This window comes from Streptomyces sp. NPDC091271 (assembly GCF_044757505.1).
Lineage (GTDB): Bacteria > Actinomycetota > Actinomycetes > Streptomycetales > Streptomycetaceae > Streptomyces.
In genome coordinates, this window is the sequence record NZ_JBIVVD010000005.1 from 344,137 (window position 1) to 356,383 (window position 12,247).

The 12,247-nt window shown below is 69.6% G+C and carries 10 protein-coding genes; 1 reads left to right on the forward strand and 9 read right to left on the reverse strand.

Annotated elements, in window-relative coordinates; translation table 11 throughout:
- Positions 1–9: 9 nt before the first annotated feature.
- Positions 10–3,159: an isoleucine--tRNA ligase gene (ileS, locus tag ACIQM3_RS22705; protein ID WP_401627014.1), complete on the forward strand. Its 3,150-nt coding sequence runs from the start codon at positions 10–12 to the stop codon at positions 3,157–3,159.
- A gap of 305 nt (positions 3,160–3,464) precedes the next feature.
- Here the strand turns inward: ileS and ACIQM3_RS22710 are convergent, their stop codons facing one another.
- The 9 genes from ACIQM3_RS22710 to ftsW form a co-directional block, all read right to left on the reverse strand.
- Positions 3,465–4,622: a DivIVA domain-containing protein gene (locus ACIQM3_RS22710; protein ID WP_401627015.1), complete on the reverse strand. Its 1,158-nt coding sequence runs from the start codon at positions 4,620–4,622 to the stop codon at positions 3,465–3,467.
- Positions 4,623–4,671: 49 nt separating this feature from the next.
- Complete coding sequence (locus ACIQM3_RS22715; RefSeq protein ID WP_104789816.1) at positions 4,672–4,968, reverse strand: YggT family protein; 297 nt, start codon at positions 4,966–4,968, stop codon at positions 4,672–4,674.
- Positions 4,969–5,036: 68 nt separating this feature from the next.
- A complete protein-coding gene (locus ACIQM3_RS22720) occupies positions 5,037–5,648 on the reverse strand; it encodes a cell division protein SepF (RefSeq protein WP_401627016.1) in 612 nt (203 codons plus the stop codon).
- 127 nt (positions 5,649–5,775) lie between these two features.
- A complete protein-coding gene (locus ACIQM3_RS22725; RefSeq protein ID WP_401627017.1) occupies positions 5,776–6,495 on the reverse strand; it encodes a YggS family pyridoxal phosphate-dependent enzyme in 720 nt (239 codons plus the stop codon).
- 6 nt (positions 6,496–6,501) lie between these two features.
- Entirely contained in the window at positions 6,502–7,233 is a 732-nt protein-coding gene (gene pgeF, locus ACIQM3_RS22730) for a peptidoglycan editing factor PgeF (protein ID WP_401627018.1), read from the reverse strand.
- Positions 7,234–7,250: 17 nt separating this feature from the next.
- Positions 7,251–8,465 carry a cell division protein FtsZ gene (gene ftsZ / locus ACIQM3_RS22735; RefSeq protein ID WP_401627019.1) on the reverse strand — a complete coding sequence of 405 codons (1,215 nt, stop codon included), beginning with the start codon at positions 8,463–8,465 and terminating at the stop codon, positions 7,251–7,253.
- Between the two features lie 276 nt (positions 8,466–8,741).
- The gene (locus ACIQM3_RS22740) at positions 8,742–9,536 is read right to left on the reverse strand and encodes a cell division protein FtsQ/DivIB (protein WP_401627021.1); all 795 of its coding nucleotides are present in this window, start codon (positions 9,534–9,536) and stop codon (positions 8,742–8,744) included.
- 49 nt (positions 9,537–9,585) lie between these two features.
- Complete coding sequence (gene murG, locus ACIQM3_RS22745; RefSeq protein ID WP_401510424.1) at positions 9,586–10,680, reverse strand: undecaprenyldiphospho-muramoylpentapeptide beta-N-acetylglucosaminyltransferase; 1,095 nt, start codon at positions 10,678–10,680, stop codon at positions 9,586–9,588.
- 6 nt (positions 10,681–10,686) lie between these two features.
- Positions 10,687–12,153 (reverse strand): putative lipid II flippase FtsW, encoded by a 1,467-nt coding sequence (gene ftsW / locus ACIQM3_RS22750; RefSeq protein WP_401627023.1) that lies wholly within the window; start codon positions 12,151–12,153, stop codon positions 10,687–10,689.
- Positions 12,154–12,247 lie beyond the last annotated feature (94 nt).

The window sequence follows — 12,247 nt, forward strand, 5'->3', positions numbered from 1 at the left end:
AGCCCGCACATGACATCGCCGCAGTACCGCCAGGTACCCGCCCAGGTCGACCTGCCCGCCCTCGAGCACGCCGTGCTCGACTTCTGGCGCGACAACAAGGTCTTCGACAAGAGCCTCGAACAGTCCGAGGGCCGCCCCGAGTGGGTCTTCTACGAGGGCCCCCCGACGGCCAACGGCATGCCCGGGGCCCACCACATCGAGGCCCGCGTCTTCAAGGACGTCTTCCCGCGCTTCCGCACCATGCAGGGCTACCACGTCGGCCGCAAGGCCGGCTGGGACTGCCACGGCCTGCCGGTCGAGCTCGCGGTGGAGAAGGAGCTGGGCTTCAACGGCAAGAAGGACATCGAGGCCTACGGCATCGCCGAGTTCAACGCGAAGTGCCGTGAGTCCGTGACCCGCCACACCGACGCGTTCAGCGAGCTCACGACCCGCATGGGTTACTGGGTCGACCTGGACGACGCCTACCGCACGATGGACCCCGAGTACGTCGACTCCGTGTGGTGGTCGCTGAAGGAGATCTTCAACAAGGACCTGCTGGTCCAGGACCACCGCGTCGCCCCCTGGTGCCCCCGCTGCGGCACCGGCCTCTCGGACCACGAGCTGGCCCAGGGTTACGAGACGGTCGTCGACCCCTCGGTCTTCGTACGCTTCCCGCTCACGTCCGGACCGCTGGCCGGCGAGGCCGCGCTGCTGGTCTGGACGACCACGCCGTGGACCCTGGTCTCCAACACCGCCGTCGCCGCGCACCCCGACGTCACCTACGTCGTCGCGACGAACGGCGAGGAGAAGCTCGTGGTGGCCCGGCCGCTGGTCGAGAAGGCGCTCGGCGAGGGCTGGGAGCTCACCGGCGAGTCCTTCACCGGCCGCGAGATGGAGCGGTGGACGTACGAACGCCCGTTCCAGTTCGTCGAGTTCCCGAGCGAGGCGCACTACGTCGTCAACGCCGAGTACGTCACGACCGAGGACGGCACGGGTCTGGTCCACCAGTCCCCCGCCTTCGGCGCCGACGACCTCCTCGTCTGCCGCGCGTACGGCCTGCCGGTCGTCAACCCGGTCCGGCCCGACGGCACCTTCGAGGAGGACCTCCCGCTGGTCGGCGGCGTCTTCTTCAAGAAGGCCGACGAAGCTCTCACCGAGGATCTGGCCGCGCGCGGCAAGCTCTTCCGCCACGTCCCGTACGAGCACAGCTACCCGCACTGCTGGCGCTGCCACACCGCCTTGCTGTACTACGCGCAGCCGTCCTGGTACATCCGCACGACGGCGGTCAAGGACCGGCTGCTCCAGGAGAACGAGAAGACCAACTGGTTCCCGGACTCGGTCAAGAACGGCCGCTTCGGCGACTGGCTGACCAACAACGTCGACTGGGCACTGTCGCGTAACCGCTACTGGGGCACCCCGCTGCCGATCTGGCGCTGCGAGGACGAGCACCTGACCTGCGTGGGCTCCCGCGCCGAGCTGTCGGAGCTCACCGGCGCCGACCAGACGGGGCTGGACCCGCACCGGCCGTTCGTCGACGAGATCACGTTCACCTGCTCCCACGAGAACTGCCAGCTGGAGGCGTACCGCGTCCCGGAGGTCATCGACGCCTGGTACGACTCGGGTTCGATGCCGTTCGCGCAGTGGGGCTACCCGTACAAGAACAAGGAGGTCTTCGAGTCCCGCTATCCGGCGCAGTTCATCTCGGAGGCCATCGACCAGACCCGCGGCTGGTTCTACACGCTGATGGCGGTCGGCACGCTCGTCTTCGACAAGTCCAGTTACGAGAACGTGGTCTGCCTGGGCCACATCCTCGCCGAGGACGGCCGGAAGATGTCCAAGCACCTGGGCAACACCCTCGACCCGATCCCGCTGATGGACCAGCACGGCGCCGACGCGGTCCGCTGGTTCATGGCGGCGGGCGGCTCCCCCTGGGCCGCGCGCAGGGTGGGCCACGGCACGATCCAGGAGGTCGTCCGCAAGACGCTCCTCACGTACTGGAACACGGTGGCCTTCCAGGCGCTGTACGCCCGTACGTCGAACTGGGCGCCGTCGGCGGCAGACCCCGCCCCCGCCGACCGCACGGTCCTGGACCGCTGGCTGCTGAGCGAACTCGGCGCCCTGGTGGACGGGGTCACCAAGGCTCTGGAGGGTTACGACACCCAGCGCGCCGGCAAGCTGCTCTCGGCGTTCGTCGACGACCTGTCCAACTGGTACGTCCGCCGCTCGCGCCGCCGCTTCTGGCAGGGCGACAAGGCGGCGCTGCGCACGCTGCACGAGGTCGTGGAGACAATCACCCGGCTGCTGGCCCCGCTGACGCCGTTCATCAGTGAGCGGGTCTGGCAGGACCTGATCGTTCCCGTCACCCCGGACGCCCCTGAGTCGGTGCACCTGTCCGACTGGCCGAAGGCGGACCCGGCGGCGATCGACCCGGCGCTCTCCTCGCAGATGGCGCTGGTGCGCCGCCTGGTGGAGCTCGGCCGTGCCACGCGTGCCGAGTCGGGGGTCAAGACCCGGCAGCCGCTGTCGCGGGCCCTGGTCGCGGCCTCGGGCTTCGAGTCGCTCACACCGGAGCTGCGGGCCCAGATCACGGAGGAGCTGAACGTCTCCTCCCTGGCCTCGCTCTCGGAGGTCGGCGGCTCACTGGTCGACACCACGGCGAAGGCGAACTTCCGCGCGCTGGGCAAGCGGTTCGGCAAGGGTGTCCAGGCGGTGGCCAAGGCCGTCGCGAACGCCGACGCGGCAGCGCTGTCGCTGGCTCTGAGGGAGGGCACGGCCTCGGTGGAGGTCGAGGGTGAGCAGATCACTCTCGCCCCCGACGAGGTCATCATCACGGAGACCCCCCGGGAGGGCTGGTCGGTGGCCTCCGACTCGGGCGCGACGGTCGCCCTGGACCTGGAGATCACCCCGGAGCTGCGGGCCGCAGGACTCGCCCGTGACGCGATCCGGCTGATCCAGGAGGCACGCAAGAACAGCGGCCTGGACGTGGCGGACCGGATCGCGGTCCGCTGGACGTCCGCGTCCCCCGCGACGGCCGAGGCCCTGACCGCCCACGCGACGCTGATCGCGGACGAGGTCCTGGCCCTGGACTACGCGCAGGGCGAGGCGGACGACACGTACGGCACCCCGTTCGAGGACGAGGGCCTGTCCCTCACGTTCCGCCTCCGCAGGACGGAGCGGTAACCAGCAACACGCAGAGGGCCCGGCCGGACACGCTCCGGCCGGGCCCTCTGCTGTTCCCCTACCCGCCCCTTCCCGAACCCGGGGCTCCGCCCCGGACCCCGCGCCTCAAACGCCGGCGAGGCTGGAATTGCGGCCCTGGGAATCGAACCGAGCAGGGCAGAATCAAGCCCCTCCGGCGATTGAGGAGCGGGGGTCCGGGGGCGGAGCCCCCGGGAACAGGGCACACAAAAGGGCCGGGCCCCGGGAAAACCCGGGGCCCGGCCCTCAGCCTGCCGACGGCTACGCGCTCAGCGAGCGCGAACCGCTCAGTTGTCGTCCTCGTCGATCAGGAACCCACGCATCGGCGACGGCGCCTGCTGCATCGGCTGCGGCGCCTGCGGCCGCACCGGTGCCATCGGCTGCGTCATCGCGGGCGACATCTGCTGCTGGCCGCCGCCGTAGGACGGGCCACCGCCCATCGACTGGTTGCCGCCACCCATCTGCTGGTTGCCGTGACCACCGTGGTTGCCACCCATGGTGTGCCCCATCGCACCCGCACCGGCCGGAGCCAGCGAAGGCGACGGCGGCAGCGAGGCGGCGGCGGGCGTCCGCGGCGGAGCCAGCGAGTCGTCGGCCTGGGTCTCCAGCTGACGCAGCTGGCTCTCCAGGTAGGACTTCAGACGGGTCCGGTACTCGCGCTCGAAGCCACGCAGGTCCTCGACCTTGCGCTCCAGCGTCGCGCGGGCAGACTCCAGCGAGCCCATCGCCACGCGGTGCTTCTCCTGCGCGTCCCGCTCCAGGGCGTCCGCCTTGGCACGGGCGTCACGCTCGAGGCCCTCGGCACGGCTACGCGCCTCGCCGACGATCTTGTTGGCCTCGGAACGGGCCTCCGCGATCGCCTGGTCGGCGGTCTGCTGAGCAAGGGAGAGGACACGGGCGGCGCTGTCGCCACCGGGACCGCCCTGACCGGGCTGCTGCATCTGCTGCTGCTGCTGCTGCATCTGCTGCATCTGCTGCTGTGGTGCGTGACCGCCCATGGGGCCGCCCATCGGGCCACCCATCGGACCGCCCTGCATCGGGCCGGGGCCGTGCGGGCCCTGCGGACCGGGACCGTGGCCACCCTGGGGGCCATGGCCGCTGGGACCGGCAGGCAGCTGCGGAGCTCCACCGGGCAGCTGGGGGGGACCCATCTGCGGGGGCTGCTGCTGCTGTACCGGCGGACCAGATATGGCGGCGGGCACCGGGGCCCCTGGCCGGTCCTGCTGCTCCGGCGGTTTACGCATTCCCTGCTGCTGCTGGTTCTGCGCGGCGGCACGCGTGGCCGCGGCCAGCTTGGCGCGCAGGTCCTCGTTCTCACGGAGCAGTCGGGTCAGTTCCGATTCGACCTCGTCGAGGAAGGCATCGACCTCGTCCTCGTCATAGCCTTCTCGGAGGCGGACGGTCGTGAACTGCTTGTTCCGCACGTCCTCGGGGGTCAGCGGCATCTCTTCTTCACCTCTACGTAGTCGTCGGCAGTCGGCAAGACCGTATCGTTCACACGCTGCTCGCAAGCTTGCCCACGAGATTGAGCAGAATGTAGACGATGATCATCAGAACGAAGAAGGACAGGTCAAGTGCCACGCCCCCGAGACGCAACGGCGGTATGAACCGCCGCAGAAGCTTCAGTGGTGGATCCGTGACAGTGTAAGTGCCCTCGAGAACGACCACCATCGCCTTGCCTGGCTGCCATGAACGTGCGAACTGGAAGACATAGTCCATGACCAGCCGGAAGATCAGCACGATGAGGAAACACATCAGCGCGATATAGACCACATCCAGTGCGATGCCCATGTCCCGCGCTTCCCTCTCCCCTGGCTCTCGTAGCCCCGGCCACCCGGCCGAGTTTGTTCCCGGTGTTCTCAGCTCTGGTTGAAGAACCCGCCCTCTGCGATGCGGGCCTTGTCCTCCGCCGTGACATCGACGTTAGCAGGCGACAACAGGAACACCTTCTGCGTCACACGCTCAATGCTGCCATGGAGACCGAAGACAAGTCCCGCGGCAAAGTCGACAAGTCGCTTCGCATCCGTGTCGTCCATCTCCGTGAGGTTCATGATCACCGGAGTGCCTTCGCGGAAGTGTTCCCCGATGGTACGGGCCTCGTTGTAGGTCCTGGGGTGCAGCGTGGTGATCCTGTAGGGCTCCCGCTCGGACACGACCTTGGGCATGATCACCGGTGCGTTCTTCTCCATGTTCGGGCGGTCAGGTGTGATGGATGCCACGGGGGCGATTCGGGCGGGTCGTCCGTTTTCCGCCGGGAGCTGAACCGGTTCCCGTGGCGCGGGCGGCTGTACCGATCGCACCGGTTCGTCCCGTTCCCGCTCCACAGGATGCGCGGGCTGGTGCCGCCGCCGGTCCCGCTCGGGCTCCGGCTCGGGTTCGAATTCGTCGTCGGGGTCGAACCCCGGACCGTCGTACCCATCGTCCTCCACGAGGCCGAGGTAGACCGCCATCTTGCGCATCGCGCCGGCCATGCTCCGAGTCCTCCGCTCTGTGGTGGATCGGCATTCGTGTCACCAAGTGCCCGAGATCCACTCCGGCCTGCCCGCTTCAAGCGGGAATGACCATATTTTCTGCTGTGGTCCGACTTGCTTCGCGACGTTACCCGAGCCGGGGTCGGACTCCGAGTACCGCCGTACCGACGCGTACATGTGTCGCCCCGGCCGCGACCGCGTCCTCAAGATCCGCGCTCATCCCAGCAGAGACCATGTTCGCAGCCGGATGGTTCCCGCGCAGGCGGGATGAGAATTCCATCAGGCGGTCGAACGCGGCCCGTTGCCGGCCCGCGTAGGGGCCGGCGAGCGGGGCGACGGTCATCAGGCCGTCGAGTCTGAGGCCTTCCGCCGCTTCCACCGCGGCCGCCAACTCCTCGATCGCGTCCGGCGCGACCCCGCCCCGGTCCCCTCGCTCACCGCTCTCGGCGTCGAGGGCGACCTGGATGAGGCAGCCGAGCTCACGCTCACCCCGGACCGCCGCCGCCGAGAGTGCGGTGACCAGCTTCACGCGGTCCACCGACTGCACCACGTCGGCATAACCGGCCACGGACCGGACCTTGTTGGTCTGCAACTGTCCGACAAAGTGCCATGTGAGCGACAGATCCGCACAAGCCTCGGCTTTTGGCGCCGCGTCCTGATCGCGATTCTCCGCGACCTGCCGCACACCGAGTTCGTGGAGAATGCGCACATCGCTCGCGGGGTAGGTCTTGGTGACCACGATGAGGGTCACTTCCTCCCGCTTGCGGCCGGCCGAGACGCAGGCGGAAGCAATACGTTCCTCCACCTGTGCCAGGTTTGCCGCGAGTTGAGCCCTGCGATCCGTCATGTCCTATCAGTCCAACCAGACATATCCGGCGAGCCGTCCTGTGGTGCGGTCGCGGCGGTACGAGAAATGGTCGCCGGATTCCAGGGTGCAGAACGGCGAGCTGTGGAGGTCACCGACGCCCAGCTCCGCGAGCTGGGCGCGGACCCCGGCCGTGACGTCCACCGCGGGTGTTCCCCAAGCGGTCTCCGACCACGACGCCGGGACGGCTTCGGCGACCTCCGCGCGCATCTGCTCCGGAACCTCGTAACACCGTCCGCAGACGGCCGGGCCGGTGTGCGCGATGATCCGGGACGGTTCCGCCCCGAGCGCGATCATGGCCTCGACCGCGGCGGGTACGACTCCCGCGACCAGGCCGGGCCTTCCCGCGTGGGCGGCGGCGACGACACCGGCCGCCGGATCGGCGAGCAGCACGGGTGTGCAGTCGGCGGTGAGCACCGCGAGCGGGAGTCCGCGCCGCGCCGTCACCACCGCGTCCACCGCGGGGATGTCCGCGGTGTCGCCCCAGGGGCCGTCGACCACGGCCACGTCACGCCCGTGCACCTGGTTCATCCAGACCACCCGGTCCGGGTCGAGACCGAGGGAGCGGGCCGCGCGCGCACGGTTCGCGCCGACGGCGGCGGGATCGTCGCCGACCGCACCGCCGAGGTTGAGCTCCTCGTACGGAACGGCGCTCACTCCGCCCCACCTGTCGGTGAAGGCGAAATGGGCGCCGCCCGCCGAAGACTCCGCGGCTTTCACCGCGTGCTGCGGACCTATCACTTCAAGAAGTCCGGTACGTCCAGCTCTTCGGCCTGGTTGTCCTGGTAGGGACGGGCCGTCGGGACGTGCGGCGGGGTGACCGGCGGCAGCGAGGTCTCGTTCGCCACCGGCGCCGGCTCGGCCGGCGTCTGGGGCTCCTCGCGCGGGGGCACGGAGCCCAGTCCGCCGGTCTGACGGGCCGGCTCGGCGGTCCGGGCCGGCGGAGTCGACTCCTCGCGCTTGCCGGCACTGGATCCGAGGACGTTCTCCCGGCGGGCCGGCGGCTGTCCGCCGTCGAAGCCCGCGGCGATGACGGTGACCCGCACCTCGTCGCCCAGCGCGTCGTCGATGACCGCGCCGAAGATGATGTTCGCCTCGGGGTGGGCCGCCTCGCTCACCAGCTGGGCGGCCTCGTTGATCTCGAAGAGACCGAGGTCGCTGCCGCCGGAGATCGAGAGCAGGACGCCGCGGGCGCCGTCGATGGACGCCTCCAGGAGCGGCGAGGAGATCGCCATCTCCGCGGCGGCCACCGCGCGGTCGTCGCCGCGGGCGGAGCCGATACCCATGAGCGCCGATCCGGCCTCGGACATGACCGACTTGACGTCGGCGAAGTCGAGGTTGATCAGGCCCGGGGTGGTGATGAGGTCGGTGATGCCCTGGACACCCGAGAGCAGCACCTGGTCGGCCGACTTGAACGCGTCGAGCACGCTGACCTGGCGGTCCGAGATGGACAGCAGCCGGTCGTTGGGGATGACGATGAGGGTGTCGACCTCTTCGCGGAGCTCGGCGATGCCGTCCTCCGCCTGGTTCGCGCGCCGCCGGCCCTCGAATGTGAACGGGCGGGTGACCACGCCGATCGTCAGGGCGCCCAGCGAGCGCGCGATGTTGGCGACGACGGGTGCGCCGCCGGTGCCGGTGCCGCCGCCTTCTCCGGCGGTGACGAAGACCATGTCGGCCCCCTTGAGGACCTCCTCGATCTCCTCACGGTGGTCCTCTGCCGCCTTACGACCGACGGCCGGGTTCGCCCCGGCGCCGAGGCCACGGGTGAGTTCACGGCCGACGTCGAGCTTGACGTCGGCGTCGCTCATCAACAGTGCTTGCGCATCGGTGTTGATCGCGATGAACTCGACGCCCTTGAGACCGACCTCGATCATTCGGTTGATGGCATTGACACCACCGCCGCCGACACCGATGACCTTGATGACTGCGAGGTAGTTCTGCGGTGCTGCCACGTCGAAGGCCTCTCGCCTCGAGTTACGTGTCGTCGCTTCGCGGTAGTCCCGCCGCGACGACGGATGCCGATTGGGTCGGTCCGGACGCCGACCCAAACCCTAACCTTGAAGTTTAGGGTTACCAGTGTGTCTGCTTCTTGGACTCTTCCGAACAGGACACTAAGTCGACAAGTGGCGCACGTTCAACGAACACGCCGAACCTCCCGTTTTTCTTTTCACCCTATGTGATCACCCGTAGCGCTGACCAACCAGGGGGCTGGCCAGGCCAAACGTGCGTCAACTCTTCGACACCGCAGGGGCGGTGGGAGCGCTCACGTCGAAGTGTCCCGCTTTGGGAGACGCTTTCATGAGAGCGCTGAGCACCCGCGCCTTCACGAGCCCTTCCTCACTGCTGCCCCACATCACGGTCCGCCCCCGGGTCAGTTCGAGGACGGTGGAGTCGTACGAGGTGACCCGCACCGTCCTGGCCTCCCTGGCCACCTGCCCCGGAAGGTCCCCCGCGACACGGACCGCTTCGCGCAGCAGACGGTCACTGCCGAAGCGGCGCAGGCTCGCCGACTGATCAGGTGTCAATTCGAGCAGCGGAACACGCGGCGGCGCTTTGTCCACGGTTGCGAAGCGCACGCCTTTTGCGTCCACTTCAATGAACTTTGCGCCCTTTTCGACCAACAGGACCGGTTTCCGTTCGGTCACCTTAAGGCCGACACCGTGTGGCCATGACCGTACGACATCCACGGAGTCGATACGAGGCAACTTCTGGCGCAACCGGTCCGCGATCGCCCCGGTGTCCACGGAAATGAGCGGGGATCCGACCGGGGCCGCCGCGGCGGCCTCCACCTCGCTCCGCGTGAGCACGTCCGTGCCGGTGGTCGTGACCCGCTCCAGCCTCAGCCAGGACGAGCCGTAGAGCACCCAGACCGTGGCGGCGGCGGTCAGCACGAGGCCGACAGCGGCCAGGACGAGCCGCGTACGGCCCGTCAGTCTTCGCCCCTGGGGGCCGATGTGCGGCGGGCGGGCCGGGGTGTCGGCCCGCTCGGCCTCACCGCGCTGGGCGGTCGTCGGTCCGGCCACGCTCGCTCCTTCGCCGGACCCGGGGCGCGCGCCCCGGGTCCGCACCGCCTCACGCCTTGCGGCGTGCGGCAATCGCTTCGTACACCATGCCGACGAGCAGGTCGTCGGCGTCCCGTCGCCCGAACTCCGCGGCGGCACGGGACATCTCGTACAGCCGGTGCGGGTCCGAGAGCACCGGAAGGACGTTGCCCTGCACCCATTCCGGGGTGAGCGCCGCGTCGTCCACCAGCAGACCACCACCGGCGTTGACCACCGGCTGGGCGTTGAGCCGCTGTTCGCCGTTGCCGATCGGCAACGGGACGTAGGCGGCGGGCAGCCCGACGGCGGAGAGCTCGGCGACGGTCATCGCGCCCGCGCGGCAGAGCATCATGTCGGCCGCGGCGTAGGCGAGATCCATCCGGTCCACGTACGGTACCGGGATGTAGGGCGGCATCCCCGGCATGTTGTCGATGCGCGGCATTTCGTTCTTCGGGCCGACCACGTGCAGGATCTGGATCCCGGACCGCTGGAGCAGCGGTGCGATTCGTGTCACCACCTCGTTGAGGTGGCGGGCGCCCTGCGAGCCGCCGGAGACGAGCAGCGTCGGCAGGTTGGGGTCGAGGCCGAAGGCGGCACGCGCCTCCGGGCGGACCCGGGCCCGGTCGAGGGTGGCGATGGTGCGGCGCAGCGGGATGCCGATGTAGCGGGCACCGCGCAGCTTGCTGTCCGGGGTGGAGACGGCGACGCCGTGGGCGTACCGCGAACCGATCTTGTTGGCCAGGCCCGGCCGGGCGTTGGCCTCGTGGACGACGATCGGCACCCCGGCGCGCTTGGCCGCGAGGTAGCCGGGCAGGGCGACGTAGCCGCCGAAGCCGACCACGCAGTCCGCCTTGGTGCGCTCCAGGATCTGCTCGGCGGCCTTGATGGTGCCGCGCAGCCGCCCCGGGACGGTGATCAGCTCGGGTGTGGGCTTACGCGGCAGCGGTACGGCAGGGATCAGTGCCAGTTCGTACCCCCGCTCGGGTACGAGCCTGGTCTCGAGTCCGCGCTCCGTGCCGAGGGCAGTGATTCCCACGGTCGGGTCCTGCCTCCGCAGGGCGTCTGCGAGGGCAAGCGCGGGCTCGATGTGCCCGGCGGTCCCCCCGCCGGCGAGTACGACATGCACCGAAATTCACCGCTCTCCGGACGGACGCTTCATGACGCGCCGTCTCATCGTCTTCCATCTGACCCCGGGCCTCCGCATGGCCAGGGCCGCTCTCGCCGCCGGGTCCTCTCGCGCGAAGGCGATCAGGAGCCCGACAGCGAACATGGTCGGCAGCAGGGCGGACCCCCCGTAGGAGAACAGCGGCAACGGGACACCGGCGATCGGCAACAGGCCGAGCACCGCACCGATGTTGATCACGGCCTGCGCCGTGATCCAGGTGGTCACGCCTCCCGCTGCGTACCTCACGAAGGGGTCCTCCGTGCGTCCGGCCACGCGGATACCCGCATAGCCTAGAGCCGCGAAGAGGGCCAGTACCGACAGCGTCCCCGCCAGGCCCAGTTCCTCCCCGGTGATGGCGAAGATGAAGTCGGTGTGCGGTTCGGGAAGTTGACCCCATTTTTCCACACTCGCACCGAGGCCGGAACCGAACCACCCGCCGGAGGCGAGAGCATAGATTCCGTGCACCGCCTGCCAGCACGAGTCGCCGGGACCGGGTTCGGACGCTCCGATGCAGCCGAGCCGGGACATCCGGTTGGGGCTGGTCTTGATGAGCAGGAAGCCGATGAGACACGCGAAGGCGAGCACACCGGCGAAGAGCCTGGTGGGAGCGCCCGCCAGCCAGAGCAGGCCGAAGAGGATCGCGGTGAGGATGATCGCGGTGCCCATGTCGCCGCCGAGCATGATCAGTCCGAGCAGCATGAAGGCGACCGGCACGAGCGGCACGAGCATGTGCTTCCACTGGGCCAGCAGCCGCTTGTCCTGTTTGCGGGCGAGCAGGTCCGCGCCCCAGAGGATGAGGGCGAGCTTGCCGAACTCGCTGGGCTGGAGCTGGAAGGGGCCGCCGAGATAGATCCAGTTCTGGTTGCCGTTGACCGACATCCCTATCCCCGGCACCTGGACCAGCACCATCAGGAAGACCGTGCCCATGAGCAGCGGGTAGGCCAGCGCCCGGTGGAGTTTGACGGGCATCCTGGACGCCAGCAGCATCAGTCCGGCCCCGATCACGGCGGCGAGGAACTGCTTGCGGAAGAAGTAGGTGCCGGGCCGTGCCAGCTCCAGCGCCTTGATCATCGAGGCGGAGTAGACCATGACGAGGCCGAGCACGGTGATGAGCATGCCGGCACCGAGGATCAGGTAGTACGCGGTCAGAGGCCGGTCCCAGGCCCGTCGTGCCCGCTCGTACGTCCGCCGCACCCCCGCACCCCGGCGCGGCCGGGGCTGCCCGCCGCCGGACCTCGACGGTCCCCCGCCACGCGGTGAGGGGGGCCGCCGGGGGCCTGTGGCGGGCCGGCTCCGCAGGGCGAGCCCGGTCAGCGACCCGGGGCCCGCGGGCAGCGGTCCGGCGAGCAGGGGCGGGATGAGCACCCGGCTGATCGCGGCGGTGGCCCGTGAACGGCCGGCTCCGCGCGCGGCTGAGCTCTCGTCGGCCGGCATTGTCGCTGTCCCCTCCACTGCTCGTGCCCGGGGCTGTCGCCCGGGGCCCCGGCCCCGGCGGTGCTGCTCGTGCCGGGTCCCGGGACCCTCCCGG